Origin of the sequence: Streptomyces thermoviolaceus (assembly GCF_045209695.1) — a bacterium.
GTDB classification, from domain to species: domain Bacteria; phylum Actinomycetota; class Actinomycetes; order Streptomycetales; family Streptomycetaceae; genus Streptomyces; species Streptomyces thermoviolaceus.
This window is the reverse complement of sequence record NZ_CP109280.1, coordinates 5740152-5754567: the sequence shown is the minus strand read 5'-3', so window position 1 is coordinate 5754567 and position 14416 is coordinate 5740152. Positions and strand designations below refer to the sequence as shown.

Annotated in this window: 13 protein-coding genes; 7 read left to right on the top strand and 6 right to left on the bottom strand. The window is 72.6% G+C overall.

Annotated elements, in window-relative coordinates; genetic code table 11:
- Nucleotides 1–80: 80 nt before the first annotated feature.
- A complete protein-coding gene (locus OG899_RS25135; RefSeq protein ID WP_229814367.1) occupies nucleotides 81–1601 on the bottom strand; it encodes an MFS transporter in 1521 nt (506 codons plus the stop codon).
- 337 nt (nucleotides 1602–1938) lie between these two features.
- Between OG899_RS25135 and OG899_RS25130 the strand changes: the two genes are divergently transcribed.
- Nucleotides 1939–2784, top strand: a complete 846-nt coding sequence (locus OG899_RS25130) for a SigB/SigF/SigG family RNA polymerase sigma factor (RefSeq protein WP_125496414.1) — start codon at nucleotides 1939–1941, stop codon at nucleotides 2782–2784.
- Between the two features lie 112 nt (nucleotides 2785–2896).
- On the opposite strand, the gene OG899_RS25125 is transcribed toward OG899_RS25130, so the two are convergent.
- Together OG899_RS25125 and OG899_RS25120 are read right to left on the bottom strand one after the other, a co-directional pair.
- Nucleotides 2897–4555, bottom strand: a complete 1659-nt coding sequence (locus tag OG899_RS25125) for a catalase (protein WP_125496415.1) — start codon at nucleotides 4553–4555, stop codon at nucleotides 2897–2899.
- Between the two features lie 193 nt (nucleotides 4556–4748).
- Nucleotides 4749–5648 (bottom strand): DMT family transporter, encoded by a 900-nt coding sequence (locus OG899_RS25120; protein ID WP_168131970.1) that lies wholly within the window; start codon nucleotides 5646–5648, stop codon nucleotides 4749–4751.
- 179 nt (nucleotides 5649–5827) lie between these two features.
- Here OG899_RS25120 and OG899_RS25115 point away from each other — a divergent pair, with 179 nt between their 5' ends.
- The 3 genes from OG899_RS25115 (at nucleotide 5828) to fmdA (ending at nucleotide 9173) form a co-directional block, all read left to right on the top strand.
- On the top strand, nucleotides 5828–7192 hold the full coding sequence (locus OG899_RS25115) for an FAD-dependent oxidoreductase (protein WP_125496417.1): 1365 nt from the start codon (nucleotides 5828–5830) through the stop codon (nucleotides 7190–7192).
- Nucleotides 7193–7500: 308 nt separating this feature from the next.
- Entirely contained in the window at nucleotides 7501–7782 is a 282-nt protein-coding gene (locus tag OG899_RS25110; RefSeq protein WP_168131969.1) for an FmdB family zinc ribbon protein, read from the top strand.
- Between the two features lie 140 nt (nucleotides 7783–7922).
- Nucleotides 7923–9173 carry a formamidase gene (fmdA, locus tag OG899_RS25105; protein ID WP_189428417.1) on the top strand — a complete coding sequence of 417 codons (1251 nt, stop codon included), beginning with the start codon at nucleotides 7923–7925 and terminating at the stop codon, nucleotides 9171–9173.
- 145 nt (nucleotides 9174–9318) lie between these two features.
- On the opposite strand, the gene OG899_RS25100 is transcribed toward fmdA, so the two are convergent.
- Nucleotides 9319–10065: a D-Ala-D-Ala carboxypeptidase family metallohydrolase gene (locus OG899_RS25100; protein WP_125496420.1), complete on the bottom strand. Its 747-nt coding sequence runs from the start codon at nucleotides 10063–10065 to the stop codon at nucleotides 9319–9321.
- A 309-nt stretch (nucleotides 10066–10374) separates the two neighbouring features.
- Complete coding sequence (locus tag OG899_RS25095; protein ID WP_125496421.1) at nucleotides 10375–10608, bottom strand: chaplin; 234 nt, start codon at nucleotides 10606–10608, stop codon at nucleotides 10375–10377.
- 261 nt (nucleotides 10609–10869) lie between these two features.
- On the opposite strand from OG899_RS25095, the gene OG899_RS25090 reads away from it, so the two are divergent.
- Entirely contained in the window at nucleotides 10870–12174 is a 1305-nt protein-coding gene (locus tag OG899_RS25090; RefSeq protein ID WP_251506092.1) for a hypothetical protein, read from the top strand.
- A gap of 193 nt (nucleotides 12175–12367) precedes the next feature.
- Here the strand turns inward: OG899_RS25090 and OG899_RS25085 are convergent, their stop codons facing one another.
- Entirely contained in the window at nucleotides 12368–12898 is a 531-nt protein-coding gene (locus tag OG899_RS25085; RefSeq protein ID WP_125496422.1) for a hypothetical protein, read from the bottom strand.
- A 289-nt stretch (nucleotides 12899–13187) separates the two neighbouring features.
- Between OG899_RS25085 and tgmA the strand changes: the two genes are divergently transcribed.
- Both tgmA and tgmB read left to right on the top strand, forming a co-directional pair.
- Nucleotides 13188–13379 carry a putative ATP-grasp-modified RiPP gene (gene tgmA / locus OG899_RS25080; RefSeq protein ID WP_125496423.1) on the top strand — a complete coding sequence of 64 codons (192 nt, stop codon included), beginning with the start codon at nucleotides 13188–13190 and terminating at the stop codon, nucleotides 13377–13379.
- Nucleotides 13380–13394: 15 nt separating this feature from the next.
- Nucleotides 13395–14333, top strand: coding sequence for an ATP-grasp ribosomal peptide maturase (gene tgmB, locus OG899_RS25075; protein WP_125496424.1), 939 nt, complete (start codon nucleotides 13395–13397; stop codon nucleotides 14331–14333).
- Nucleotides 14334–14416 lie beyond the last annotated feature (83 nt).

The following is a 14416-nucleotide window of genomic DNA, read 5'->3' as shown; positions in this document are numbered from 1 at the left end:
CACGGCGGGGTCGCGCGCACGGGCGCGGCTCCGCCGCGGGTGTGTGCGGGCCGCCGCGGGCGGTCCGGTTCCTTCTCGGTTCATCTCCCGCCGCCGCCCTTGCGGCAGGCATGGCGTGCCGTCTCGGCGGTGGCCGGCGGCACCTGCTGGAGGGGGCGACGGCGGCCGTCGCGGCGCCAGTCCAGGAGGGCCACCGCCAGGGCGGCGAGCATCGCGACGAGGGAGGAGCCCACGGCGAGCGCCACCGCCGCCCGGTAGTCCCGTCCGGTGTGCGCGAGGACCAGGTAGAACAGCCCCGGCAGGGCGGCCGTGCCCACGGCCGCGCCCAGCCGCTGCCCGGTCTGCAGGGCGCCGCCCGCCGCTCCGGCCATCCGGACCTGCACGTCCCGCAGTGTCATGGTGATGTTCGGGGAGATCACGCAGCCGCTGCCCAGTCCGCCGGCGAACAGGGCGGGCGCCGCCAGCCATGCCTCCCTGCCGTCCGGCGCCGACCTGAGGATCAGCGCCGCCGCGCCGAGACCGGCGATCACCCCGAGCAGCCCGCAGGCGGTCAGCAGCCGTCCGAAGCGTTCCACCAGCCGCCCGGAGATCACCGCGGCGGCGGCCGAGCCGACCGCGAACGGGGTGACGGCGAGCCCGGACAGCAGCGGTGTGTACCCGAGGCCGTTCTGGAAGAACAGGGCGAAGACCAGCCAGACGCCGCTGAATCCGACGAAGTACAGCGTGCCCAGGGTGGTGCCCAGGGCGTAGCCGCGGGTGCCGGTCAGCAGCCGGGGATCCAGCAGGGGCCGGCCGTCCCGGCGCGCGACCCGGCCCTCCCAGCGGGCGAAGCAGGCGAGCAGCACGGCGCCGACGGGGAACAGCCACCACAGCCGGGTCAGTCCGCCGCTCTCGGCGAAGACCAGCGGCAGCATCACGGCCAGCACCCCGGCGCCGAGCAGGGCCACACCGGGCAGGTCGAGCCGTTCCCGGCGGCCGGGCGCGATCCGCGGGAGCAGCCGCAGGCCGAGCACCAGGGCGAGGGCACCGACCGGGATGTTGACGTAGAAGATCCAGCGCCAGCCCTGCGTGCCCTGTGCCAGGGCGAGGATCAGTCCGCCGACGATCGGCCCGACGGCGCTGGAGATGCCGACCACGGCGCCGAACAGACCGAAGGCACGGCCCCGTTCGGCGCCGCGGAACATCTGCTGGATCAGCGCGGAGTTCTGCGGGGCGAGGCAGCCCGCGCACACGCCCTGGGCGAGGCGGGCCACCACCAGCCAGGTGATCGTGGGTGCGGCGCCTGCGGCGGCGCTGCACAGCACGAACCCGGCGAGGGCGGCCAGAAAGATGCGTCGCCGGCCCACCGCGTCGCCGAGCCGGCCCGCGGGCACCAGGGCGAGGGCGAAGGTCAGGGCGTAGCCGGACACCACCCATTGCACCGCGGCCGGTGAGGTGTTCAGGTCGCGCTGGAGCGAGGGCAGGGCCACGGCCACGATCGTCACGTCGAGCAGGCTCATGAACCCGGTCGTCAGGGTGACCCACAGCGCCCGCCAGCGCCGCGGGTCCCGCCCGCCCGTCAGCCCGGCGCCGCCCTGGTCCGACCGTGTCTGGCTGTTCACGTGCGCTCCTCCGGTCGCTGTCGGGCACACCGGCCCCGCAGGGGCCGGCACACCGTAGAGTGCGCGTTCCCCGGCAGCGCGCCGGAACACCCGCGTCCGGCCGTCGGCCGGCGTGCGGTGCCGCACGAGATTGCGTGTCGGTCCCCGTCCAGGGGCGGCCCCGGCCGGATCCCGCGCCCGCCGGGCGCCTGCGCCACGCCGCGCGCGGATGCCGTGAGGGGGAAATAATGGGGTGTGAGGCCTGGGGAAGGGGGTACACGCTGCGGAGCCCGTTCCTGATCATGGGGCGGACACGCACGGTCCGACGAACACATCGGCTGACAGGGAGGGCCGCAGGATGGCGGTGACCACGGTGGCGAAGGCGACGGGAGCCGGGACGGAGCTGCCGGAGGTGGCCGAACCCTCGCAGGTCGCACCCAGCGACGCCCGCGCGCTCTCACGGCTGTTCTTCGACCGGCTGGCCTCCTTGGAGGAGGGCACCCCCGCGTACCAGTACGCGCGCAACACGCTGATCGAGATGAACATGTCCCTGGTGCGGTACGCGGCCGGTCGTTTCCGCAGCAGGGGCCCGCAGGAGATGGAGGACATCGTCCAGGTCGGCATGATCGGCCTGATCAAGGCGATCGACCGGTTCGAGCTGTCCCGCGAGGTGGAGTTCACGTCCTTCGCGGTGCCCTACATCGTGGGCGAGATCAAGCGTTTCTTCCGGGACACCTCCTGGGCGGTGCATGTGCCGCGCCGGTTGCAGGAGGCGCGGGTCGAGCTGGCCAAGGCGACCGAGGAACTCGGCAGCCGGCTGGGCCGCAAGCCCACCGTCAAGGAGCTGGCGGAGCTGATGAACCTGCCCGAGCAGGAGGTCGTCGACGCGATGGTGGCCTGCAACGGCTACACCTCCGCCTCCCTGGACGCGGCGGTCGGCGGCAGCGAGGACGGCGAGAACGTCCTGGCCGACTTCATCGGCGCCGAGGACACGGATCTGGAGCTGGTGGAGGACCTGCACACTCTGGCCCCGCTGGTGGCGGAACTCGACGAGCGGGACCGGCAGCTCCTCCACATGCGGTTCGTGGAGGAGCTGACCCAGGCGCAGATCGGCGACCGCCTGGGGATCTCGCAGATGCATGTCTCCCGGCTGCTGGGCCGGCTGCTGGCGCGGCTGCGCGCGGAGCTGCTCACCACGCGCTGACCGCACACCTGCGTGGTTGGTGTCTCGCGTCAGAGGCGTGATGACATGAGAGGACCCGAGGACCCCGGCCGGGTGGGAGCCCGGCCGGGGTCCGGCGCGTCCAGCGGGTGGCTCAGCGGGTGACGACGTACCGCTCGTTGGGCACGCAGTGCGTCATCGTGAGTCCCTCGACGTCCCGCGGCGGGTTCTTGCCGAGGTTGGCGAGCCGCTTGCGGTCCTCGTCGGTGAGATCCTGGCTCGCCAGCGGCTGCAGATGGGCGACGTCCTCCGGCGCGATGCCGAGTCCCTCGCCGACCCGCAGGCCGAGGTCGTTCTCCACCAGCAGGAAGTGCCACACCATGCGCTCCTGCACCGGCCGGTCGCACTGGGCGAGCTGGTTGACCAGGTTCTTCACCAGGTCGTCGCGCTCCCACTGCTCCATGAGCAGATACCGTTGGCCGGCCTGCTGGTAGTCGTTGGTGCGCTCAATGCGCTTGCGGGTGAGCCGGCCACGGATCTCCGGGCCCTGCTCGTCGTGGGTGGGGTACTGCGCCTCGCGCAGCCCGCCCGTGATCGACGGCTCGTAGTTGACGGAGGGGTTCTCCCCGGCGCCGTCGACGTAGTAGGTCATCTGCCCGTCGCGCTGGTTGGTGTGCACGCGGGCGTTCTTCGGCTGGTTGACCGGCAGCTGGAGATAGTTGGGGCCGACCCGGTAGCGCTGGGTGTCGCTGTAGGAGAAGGTCCGGCCGACGAGCATCTTGTCGTCGGAGAAGTCCAGGCCGTCCACGAGGACGCCGGTGCCGAAGGAGATCTGCTCGTTCTCGGCGAAGAAGTTCTCCGGCATCCGGTTCAGCACCAGCCGCCCCACCGGCTTGGGCGGGAAGTCCTGCTCGGGCCAGGTCTTGGTGTCGTCCAGGGGGTCGAAGTCCAGCTCCGGGTGGTCGTGGTCCTCCATCATCTGCACGCGCAGCTCCCACTCGGGGTAGTCGCCGCGTGCCACGGCCTCGTACAGGTCCTTGGTGGCATGGCCGAGGGTGCGTGCCTGCACGTTGGCCGCGTCCTCCTCGGTCATGCTGCGCACGCCCTGCTTGGGGATCCAGTGGTACTTCACCAGCACGGTGCGGCCCTCGGCGTTGACCCACTTGTAGGTGTTGACGCCGAAGCCCTGCATGTGGCGGTAGTCGGAGGGGATGCCGCGCGGGCTGAAGAGGTTGACGAGCATGTGCATGCACTCGGGCGTCTGCGACATGAAGTCGAAGATCCGCCGCGGCTGCTGCTCGAAGGTCACCGGGTCGGGTTTGAGGGCGTGGATGACGTCCGGGAACTTGATGGCGTCCCGGATGAAGAAGACGCCGAGGTTGTTGCCGACCAGGTCCCAGTTGCCGTCCTCGGTGTAGAACTTCACGGCGAAGCCGCGCGGGTCGCGGGCGGCCTCGGAGGAGTCGCGGCCGCCGATCACGGTGGAGAAGCGGACCGCGACGTCGGTGCGCTTGCCGCGTTCCTGGAAGAGCTTGGCCCGGGTGTAGCGGGAGATCGGCTCGTCGCCCCAGGTGCCGTAGGCCTCGAAGAAGCCGTACGCCGTCACGCCCCGGGCGTGCACCACCCGCTCGGGGATGCGTTCCCGGTCGAAATGGCTGATCTTCTCCAGGAACTGGTAGTTCTCCAGCGTCGCCGGGCCGCGGGCGCCGATGGTGCGCTGGTTCTGGTTGTCGTGGACGGGATGGCCCTGCCGGTTGGTGAGGACCTTCCGGTCGTCGCCCGGTGCGGGGCCCTTGCTGGATACGTCCGTCATGCCCATGGACTCCTTCGGCTCGGTGGCTGTCCGATGCGGCGGGACAGGCGGGTGCCCGACTTGCCCATGTTTACGCCGATACGTAAACATTTCCACCGTTCATCGGAGTCTCGGTCGGGATTGGGCCGAACGGTCCGGCCGTGCGCACAGCCGACGCCGACCGGGTCCGGGTGAGCCGCGGGGCGACCGGGCGCTATGCGGCCCGGGAGCCGGACGGCTGCTCGGCCGTCGCCGAACCCGTCAGGGTCTGTGCGGCATGGGGCACCACACGGATCAGCCGGAGCACCCCCCACACGATGAACCCGGCCCCCACCAGCTCCGGCAGCAGCCACACACCCAGGCGGACCTCCTCGCGGAACACCAGAATGCCCAGCACCAGGCTCACCGTCGCGTCGCCGATGGTCAGGGCCGGCTGCGAGGCCGCCAGCGGGCCCGCCTGCAGGGCGTTCTCCAGCAACAGCAGCGAGCCGATGCCGACGACCGCGAAGCCGTAGGTCTGCCAGGTGGCGAGGAAGGCGTCGAACCCGTCGGCCTCGAGGGTGTGGCTCGCCGACTTCAGCATCGCGGCGGTCAGCGCGTTGCCGGTGGCGGCCGCCGCGGCCAGCACGGCGGCCCGCAGCAGCGGGGAACACTTCGTCCGGGCCAGCACGACCGCCCCGGCCATCACCCCCAGGCACACCACGAGCGCGGGCGTCCACCGCGCCATGGAGGCCTGCTCCTGGCCCGCGGACGGCGCGAAGGAGACCAGGACGAGGGTGAGGCCGACGACCACGGCCGCCACCGCCCGCCAGCCGGCGCCCGGCAGCCGGCGGTGCATCAGCGGCGCGGCGATCAGCAGGGCGAACGGCAGTTCCATCATGAACAGCGGCTGCACCAGCGTCAGCGGCCCGTTGACCAGGGCCAGCGCCTGGAACAGGGCGGAGAGGACCACTCCGCAGATCCCGGCCAGCCAGACGGGATGCCGGGCCAGAGCGGCCAGCAGCCGCAGACCGCCGCCGCGCGGAACGGCCGAGGCCGCCTTGCGCTGCAGGGCCGTGCCCGCGGCGTTGCTGGCGGCTCCCAGGACGGCGAACATCGCGGCCAACACGAACACAGGTCCACCATGCCCGACGATCCGCGTCCCGTCCTGCCCTGCCCGCCCGGATCCACGCCCACGACACTCCATAGATCCGGCTTATGACGTCATAGAGCGGACCCGCGTACCTACTTAGGTTTGCCTCAGTTTAGGGTGGCCGACGAGTCGATCCGTCACCGCTCGAAGGGAACCTGATCATGCCCCGCCCCCTGCGGGTAGCCATCGTCGGAGCCGGCCCGGCCGGCATCTACGCCGCCGACGCCCTGCTCAAGTCCGGTGCGGCCGTCGAGCCCGGCGTCTCCATCGACCTCTTCGAGCGGATGCCGGCGCCGTTCGGCCTGATCCGCTACGGCGTCGCTCCGGACCACCCGCGGATCAAGGGCATCGTCACCGCGCTCCACCAGGTGCTCGACAAGCCGCAGATCCGGCTCTTCGGCAACGTCGACTACCCCTCCGACATCACCCTGGACGACCTGCGCGCGTTCTACGACGCGGTGATCTTCGCCACCGGTGCCATGGCCGACCGGGAGCTGCCCGTACCCGGCATCGACCTCGACGGCTCCTACGGCGCGGCCGACTTCGTCTCCTGGTACGACGGCCACCCCGATGTGCCGCGCACCTGGCCGCTGACCGCGGAGAAGGTCGCCGTGCTCGGCGTCGGCAACGTCGCCCTGGACGTGGCGCGCATCCTGGCCAAGACCGCTGACGAGCTGCTGCCCACCGAGATCCCGCCGAACGTCTACGACGGACTGAAGGCCAACCGGGCGCGGGAGATCCACGTCTTCGGCCGGCGTGGCCCGGCGCAGGCGAAGTTCAGCCCGATGGAGCTGCGCGAACTGGACCACTCCCCGACCATCGAGGTCGTCGTCGACCCCGAGGACATCGACTACGACGAGGGCTCCATCGCCACCCGGCGCGCCAACAAGCAGGCCGACATGGTCGCCAAGACGCTGGAGAACTGGGCGATCCGGGACATCGGCGACCGTCCCCACAAGCTGTTTTTGCACTTCTTCGAGGCGCCGGCCGAGATCCTCGGCGAGAACGGCCGCGTGGTGGGCCTGCGCACCGAGCGCACCGCGCTCGACGGCACCGGCAACGTCAAGGGCACCGGCACCTTCAAGGACTGGGACGTCACCGCGGTCTATCGCGCCGTCGGCTACCTCTCCGACCCGCTGCCGAAGCTGCCGTGGGACGCGGCGTCGGGCACGGTGCCGGACGTGGCCGGCCGGATCGTCGACGAGTCGGGCAAGCATGTGCAGTCGGCGTACGTCACCGGGTGGATCCGGCGCGGCCCGGTGGGTCTGATCGGCCACACCAAGGGCGACGCCAACGAGACCGTGGCCAGCCTGCTGGACGACCACGCAGGCGGGCGGCTGCACACGCCCACCTCGCCCGCGCCCGAGGCCGTCGACGCGTTCCTCGCCGAGCGCAAGGTCCGGTTCACCACGTGGGAGGGCTGGTACAAGCTGGACGCGGCGGAGAAGGCGCTGGGCGAGCCGCAGGGCCGGGAGCGCGTGAAGATCGTCGAGCGGGAGGACATGCTCCGGGCGAGCGGGGCCTGACCCGTCCGCCCGCGTCCGGCCGGGGCCGGACGCGGGCACGGTCCCGTCCGGCCGGCCCGTCGGCGGCCGGACGGGCCCCGGCGTTCTGCGCGGGACGAGGACCGCGCCGGGACGCGGGCGGGGGCTCGGGTTGCGGATGCGGCCGTCGAGGCGTTCCGTCGAAAGGGTGAGTGTCCGCATCGCGCGGCGTCCGGCGGAACCGTGAGGACGGGACGACTCCGGCATAGCGGGGCTCCGCCCGTGCCCGGGAGCCTCCCGTTGCGGGCGTACCGTTCGGGCCGTGCCCGTCGGCGGACCGGAGGTGGCCGATGACGACGTACGAATACTCCTGCGCGCACTGCGGCCGGTTCGTGAAGCGGCTGCCGATGGGCAGCGCTCCCTCCGCGCTCGACTGCCCCGCCTGCGGCAGCAGGGCCGGACGTGTCTACTCGTCGCCGGGCCTGATCCGTGCACCGGCCCGTCTCACCACGTTGCGCGAGCACGAGGAACGCAGCCGTGAGGAGCCCGAGGTGATCCGCCGCGGCAGCGCGGCCGCCCCCACGGCACGGCCCGCGCATCCGGCCCTGGCACGCCTGCCGCGGAGCAGGTGATCACCCCGGCCTCGCCGATCGCGTCCGATCCCGGCGACGCCGCGAGCACCGACGGACGCCCACGGCGTCCGACACACCTTTCGGCCGGGGCACCGCCCGTCCGGCGGCCGGATCGCGCGCCGTCACGAAAGGCAGCTGTCATGCCCGAAGTCATCTTCAGCGTCGACCAGTCGAAGTCCATGCGCGAGCAGGACGTTCCCGGGCACAACCGGTGGCATCCGGACATACCCGTGGTCGCCATGGTCCGGCCGGGCGACGAGTTCCGCCTGGAGACGCGGGACTGGACCGACGCGCAGATCGGCAACAACGACTCCGCCGACGACGTGCGGGACGTGGACCTCACCCACGCCCATATGCTCAGCGGGCCCGTCGGCGTCCACGGCGCGGAGCCCGGCGACCTGCTCGTCGTGGACATCCTCGACATCGGCCCCGTCCCCCAGCAGGTCGGCGACGCCCCGGGACAGGGCTGGGGATACACGGGCATCTTCGCCAGGAGCAACGCCGGCGGCTTTCTCACCGACTGGTTCCCGGACGCCTACAAGGCGGTCTGGGACATGCACGGCCAGCAGGCGACGTCCCGTCATCTGCCCGGGATCCGCTACACCGGCATCACCCACCCCGGGCTCATCGGCACCGCTCCGTCCGCGGAGTTGCTCGCCCGGTGGAACCGCCGCGAGCAGGCGCTGATCGACACCGACCCCGACCGTGTTCCTCCGCTCGGTCTGCCGCCCACGGCCGACAACGCCCTCGCCGGCACGGCCACCGGACAGGACGCGCAGCGCATATGCGTGGAAGGCGCCCGTACCGTGCCCGGACGGGAGAACGGCGGCAACCAGGACATCAAGAACCTCACGCGCGGGAGCAGGGTCTTCTTCCCCGTCTACGTCCCGCACGCCAAGCTGTCGGCGGGAGACCTCCACTTCAGCCAGGGGGACGGAGAGATCACCTTCTGCGGCGCCATCGAGATGGGCGGCTTCATCGACCTCCATGTGGACCTGATCAAGGGCGGCATGGAGACGTACGGCATCACCACCAACCCGGTGTTCATGCCGGGCAACGTCGAGCCCCGCTACTCGGAGTTCCTCAGCTTCGTCGGCGTCTCCGTCGATCACGACACCGACACCAACCACTACCTGGACGCGACGCTGGCCTACCGCCGGGCCTGCCTCAACGCCATCGCGTACTTCACGAAGTTCGGCTACTCCGGGGAACAGGCCTACCTGCTGCTCGGTTCCGCCCCGGTGGAGGGACGCATCAGCGGCATCGTCGACATCCCCAACGCCTGCTGCACCCTCTACGTCCCCACGCGGATCTTCGACTTCGACGTCCGCCCCACCGCGCAGGGCCCGCGCACCGCCGACCGGGGACGGTGCGCCGTGACCTCGGGATGACGGCCGGGCCCCCGCGAAGGCCGGCCGGATGCCGCTGCCGCCCCTGTCACCGGTGGGCCGGCACGTCGTGCCCGCACACCGGTGACGCCCGCGCGGCTCGCTGCCTCGAGCTGCCCACAGGACGCGGAGGTGGGTGCGCGGCTCGTCAGATCGTGCCGTCCTGCCACCACCACGCCCGGCCGAGATCGGCCCGGCTGTCCACGTGCTGGTGGTCCGCGGTGTACGTCTCCAGGCCGGAGAAACCGCAGGTCTCGGCCTTCTGATAGACGGTCCGGTTGGACACGCCGGGCACGCTGAGGTCGGCCGCGGTGCCGTAGAGGTGCATGCTGTCGGACGCGCCGCCGACCTCGGCGTTGTGCGCGATGCTGCGGAAACCGGAGTTGATGGTGATGGGCACGTTGCCGAGCTTCTTGCGCAGGGCCTCCAGCTTGTACATCGCGCGCCGGACGTTCTCCTTGGTCGCGGCGGCGCTCAGTTTTCCTCCGGAGAAGGTGCCGCTGACCCGGTCGGTGAACTCGCTGAAGTCGAAGTGCACGGTGGAGCCGTCCGCCTGCTCCAGGGCATTGAGCTGCGCCTGCGTCGCGGGACCGGCGATGCCGTCGGCGTCGAGCCCGTAGGCCGCCTGGAACCGGCGCACCGCGGCGGCGGTGGCCGGGCCGAAGTCTCCGTCGACGGCGACGATGCTGTGGCTCGGGCTGTCGGCGGCCCAGCCCGCGACTCTGATCTGCAGTTCGGTCACGTCCGCGCCGGTCGCCCCCTGACGGAGCGTGCGCGACCAGGGGTAGGCCCGGGCGGCTGTCGTGAGGAGCGTCGGGACGAGCACGGCACCGGCGCCGGCGGACAGCGCTCCCCAAAGGACGGTACGGCGGTCGGCGAAGCGGGACGAGGTCATCGACGGCCTTTCGCGCAGGGGCCGTCACGTGCCTGCGTGCGCGCAGGCGACGCGAGCGGCCCGTCGGGTTCGGGTACGGACCGGTTCGGCTCCGTGTCGGGCTCGAGCCGCACCAGTGTCATGCGCCTGCAGGCCGAGGGGAAGAGGTACACCGGTCGCACGGCCCCCCCACGTGCGACCGCCGGCAGCGGTGCCGTACCGGCGCGTCGGCACCACCGGTCGAAGCCTCCGCGTCCGCAGCGACCACGGACGCGGACGAGCCGCGCCCGCTCGCGGGGGCGCGGCTCGTCCGGGGGCCGGGTGCCGGCGCTACTTGTTCGCGCAGGCGTTGCCGGCCGCCGGGTTGAGCAGACCGATCACGTTGATCGAGTTGCCGCACAGGTTCAGGTCGAGGTCGAGGGGGACCGTGATGGCGTTGCCGGAGAGCAGCCCGGGGCTGTTGCTCGCCGAGGCGCTGCCGGTGGCGTCGGCCGCGGCCGTCCCCGCGCACGTCATCAGAGCGGTACCGGCAAGAACGGCGGCGGCCGTCATGCGGATCCTCATGAAGCACTCCTGTCGCTTGAAGTAGCACGTGTCTTCACAGTGATCCGCTCCGGTACCGGGGAACAGCAGTGCAGGGCCGAACGGAGCAGCGATCTCAGCCTCACCGGGAGGGTGGTACGGCCGAACGGGGCAGCGGACCGCACCGGCGTCCGGGCACGCCCGGTCCGAAGCGCCCTCCCCGACGGCCCGCCCCGTGGACAGGACATGATCCGCTGCGGCGATACTGGAAGCCACACGCCGTCCCAGCTCGCAGATTGGCCCATGTCGAACTCTGCCACCTCCCGTCCCGCGGCCCCGCCCACGGTCTGGTCGGCCCGCGGCCGTCACACCGGTCCCGCCGCGGCGGACGCCGTACGGCGCCACCTGGAGCACCTCACGGCCGACGGCGTCCTGCACAGCCACCTGGAACCGGAGGACGTCGACCGGTCGCGCGAGCACGTCTTCGAGGCCCGATGGCTGGCACCCGGCGAGGTGACCGTGCGGGCCCGGCTGGCCCTGACGCCGATGCGCGGCGGGCACCAGCAGTGGCTGCTGACGGCGGAGGCGGAGGCACCCTGGGATCCGCGGTGGCCGTCCCCGGCGACGATGTTCTGGCCGCGGGAGCAGGCCGCCGACTGGGCCAACGAGGCCGGCACCGGGCTGCGGCTGGGCGATGTCAACCCGCTGCCCGAGGACGACAAGGACCTGCGGCGGATCCTGCGGCACGCGGTGCGGGACCCGTGGTGCGTGCACGTGGTCGTGCACGAGGCCATGACGCCGGACGAGCGCGGCCGGGCCTGCGTGCTGCGGTCGCTGCCGGAGAGCCTGCGGCACCGGGTCGTGGAGCACCGTGCCGCCCCGCACCGGTTCCGGGCGGTCAACTGGGTGCTGGACGACTTCGGCACCCGGGTGCCCCGCGGAGGTGCCGTGGTCCTGCCCGGCAGTCCGCCGCCGGCCGGGTACGACCAGGAGGCGTTCTCCGTGCGCAGCGTGTTCCTGGACGGCACCGAGCCGGCGGAGCTGCTGGACGCCGTCACCCGCTTCGCCGCGTTGCGCCGGCCGCTGCCGCCGGAGGGCGAGCAGGCCCTGACCGCGCTGCGCGAGCAGTGGCATCTGCGGACCCTGGAGGAGGAGCTGGCCCGCGCCCGAGAGCTGGTCGCCATGTACGCCGAGGCGTTGGAGGCGATGACACGCTCCCGGGATCTGTACCGGGAGGCCGCCGAGCGGGCCAACGAGGCCCTGGCCGCCTATCGGGAGGCCGAGGCGTCCGGCGCGCTCACGGTCGACAAGCCGGGGCGGCCCGCCGCGGGGTCGCCGTTCCAGCAGCTGGCCCGCGGGCTGGGACGGCTGAAGGAGACGGCTCTCTCGCTCCGCCCGGGCGGCACCGCCGAGCCCGCGCCCACGGGCACCGCGCCGGCGTCCGCCCCGCCGGAGACGGCGAAGGAGACGACACGCACGGACGCCTCGGACGGCGCCACGGCCCCGCAGGCCGACCCGCCCGCGGACCCCGCGCCCGCCCGGGACGACGCTCCCGCCCGGGACGACGCTCCCGCGCGAGACGGCGAACCGCCCCGGACGCAGGACTGACCCCCGGGCCCGCCGGGCCTTCGCCCGCGCGTCCCGGGGCGCACTGTCCGGCGGGCGGCACCGACCTGGTGGACCTGATGAAGCTCGGGGTGGAGCAGCCCTGAGCCCTGGTCGACGTGGGCCGGCTGCCGCTGACGCCGGACCGGGTGCTCGAGGCGCTGCCGGGCTGACGGCGGCGCCCGGTGCGGCCGGGTCAGTCCCCGGACCGCGACGCGGGGTGCTCGGCGGCCTGCACCATCAGCAGCAGCGACAGGGCCGCCAGCGAGGCCAGGGACGCGCACGCGGCGGTGAGCCCGGCGCCGGGAGGCGGAGCCGCCAGGACGGACAGCATGCGGGACAACCCGGCGGAGGCGAACCGTTCCTCGGCCCAGCCGAGCGGCGCCAGCAGTCCGGGCCCCACGGCCGAGGCGACGAGCACGCCCACGCCGGGGCGCACGGCCAGCAGCAGGGCCAGTGCCGCGCACAGCACCGACACGGCGAGGGCGAGGGCGCACACCGGCAGCGGTACGCCCTGCCGGTGCAGCGGGACGTGGGCGGCGCCGCAGACCATGAGGGCCGCCGCGGCGATCCGGGCCGGCCAGACGGACGCCCGGCCGGCCGGGTGGTCCGTCTCGGGGCCGTCGGCGGCCGGGGCCTCGTCGCCGGCGGCCGGGCCGTCGCGGCCGGTGTCCTCGGCGACGGCGACGGACGGCTCCTGCGGGGTCGGTGCGAAACGGATGGTCATCTCGGCTCCCTGACGGGGGTGCGGCCGCGCCCGCGCGCCCCGAGTGAGACACGCGACTTACCCGGACCATTACAAGGGCACGTTCAGCGGGTAGACCACTCACGCACGGCACCGGGGTGACGGACCGGACCCCGAGGGCCGTTCGCGGCAATTCTCACTCTCTGTAAGGAAACCATTCACTCGTTCGAATCGTATAAGTCTCCGGAACCCGAAACGAAGTCAGCGGGCCAAGCGACACCGCAAGGACGACCCACCGCTTGATCGCGGCTGCACCGACAGGGGAGAGACGATGCAACCGTTCGCGCTCAACTACGCCCGTCCGGCAGCGGAACGGGAGACAGCCACGCCGTACGTCTACGACGCAGGACTGCAGCTGAACGTGCTCCTCGACGGCCGTATCGCCGCCTTCGACCACGCGCTGCTGAGGGAGCTGGGCACCACCACGTCCACGGCGGGCTCCAAGACGCACTTCGACGACTGAACCCGGCCGCCGACGATGACGGTACTGATCCTCACGGGCGAGGAGGACGTGACGGCGGACATGGTGGTGGCCCACCTGAACGCCTCCGACGTCCCGGTCGTCCGGCTCGATCCGGCCGATCTGACGGCGGGTGCGGGACTGTCCGTGGAGTACGGCCACGGCGTCGTCCGCGGTCATCTGTCCTCCGGCAGGCGGCGGGTGAGCGTGGACGGGATCCGGTCGGTCTGGGTGCGCCGGCCCGGTGAGCCGGCGGCCCGGGCGGCCGAACCGTCGCCCTGGCTCACCCAGGAGGCGGCGCAGGCCCTGTACGGGGTGCTCCGCGACTGCGGGGCGCGCTGGATGAACGATCCCGACGCGGCCCGGCGGGCCCGGCACAAACCGTGGCAGCTCAGGCTGGCGCAGCGCTGCGGCCTGCCGGTGCCCGCCACCGTCATCACCACCGTGCCGGGCACCGCGCGGGAGTTCGCCGAGCGCTTTCCGGATCTGGTGGTCAAGCCGGTCTCCGGCGCGCACCCGCAGGAGCCGCCGCGGGCGGTGCCCACCAGCCGGGTCGCGCCGGGCACCGATTTCGCCGCCGTCGCCTACGGCCCCACGCTGCTGCAACGCCGCATCGCCAAGCGGGCCGACATACGTCTGACCGCCGTCGGCACGACGCTGCTGGCGGCCCGCAAGGAGATCCCGCCCGACGCGGATCCCGACGAGGTGGACGTGCGTTTCGCGGCACCGGGCGGGCCGTGGCGTCCGGCCGAGGTGCCCGCGGACACGGCCCGGTGCGTGCACGCCTATCTGCAGCGGGCCCACCTCGCCTACGGTGCCTTCGATTTCGTCGAGGACGCCGAGGGGACCTGGTGGTTCCTGGAGTGCAATCAGTCGGGTCAGTTCGGTTTCGTGGAGGTGGACACCGGTCAGCCGATCGCGCGCACCATCGCCGCGTGGCTGGCGGGCACAGCATGAAGAAAGGGGACCTCTGTGGCCGGATCATGACCCTCCCCGCCGAGGAGCGACGGCACGGAGTGCCACGAGACGGCCGCAGAGGT

Bases quoted from the DNA above. Each gene is read 5' to 3' on its own strand.
- OG899_RS25130 (WP_125496414.1), top strand. From the start codon at position 1,939: ATGGCGGTGACCACGGTGGCGAAGGCGACGGGAGCCGGGACGGAGCTG.
- OG899_RS25125 (WP_125496415.1), bottom strand. From the start codon at position 4,555: ATGACGGACGTATCCAGCAAGGGCCCCGCACCGGGCGACGACCGGAAG.
- OG899_RS25115 (WP_125496417.1), top strand. From the start codon at position 5,828: ATGCCCCGCCCCCTGCGGGTAGCCATCGTCGGAGCCGGCCCGGCCGGC.
- OG899_RS25110 (WP_168131969.1), top strand. From the start codon at position 7,501: ATGACGACGTACGAATACTCCTGCGCGCACTGCGGCCGGTTCGTGAAG.
- fmdA (WP_189428417.1), top strand. From the start codon at position 7,923: ATGCCCGAAGTCATCTTCAGCGTCGACCAGTCGAAGTCCATGCGCGAG.
- OG899_RS25100 (WP_125496420.1), bottom strand. From the start codon at position 10,065: ATGACCTCGTCCCGCTTCGCCGACCGCCGTACCGTCCTTTGGGGAGCG.
- OG899_RS25095 (WP_125496421.1), bottom strand. From the start codon at position 10,608: ATGAGGATCCGCATGACGGCCGCCGCCGTTCTTGCCGGTACCGCTCTG.
- OG899_RS25090 (WP_251506092.1), top strand. From the start codon at position 10,870: ATGTCGAACTCTGCCACCTCCCGTCCCGCGGCCCCGCCCACGGTCTGG.
- OG899_RS25085 (WP_125496422.1), bottom strand. From the start codon at position 12,898: ATGACCATCCGTTTCGCACCGACCCCGCAGGAGCCGTCCGTCGCCGTC.
- tgmA (WP_125496423.1), top strand. From the start codon at position 13,188: ATGCAACCGTTCGCGCTCAACTACGCCCGTCCGGCAGCGGAACGGGAG.
- tgmB (WP_125496424.1), top strand. From the start codon at position 13,395: ATGACGGTACTGATCCTCACGGGCGAGGAGGACGTGACGGCGGACATG.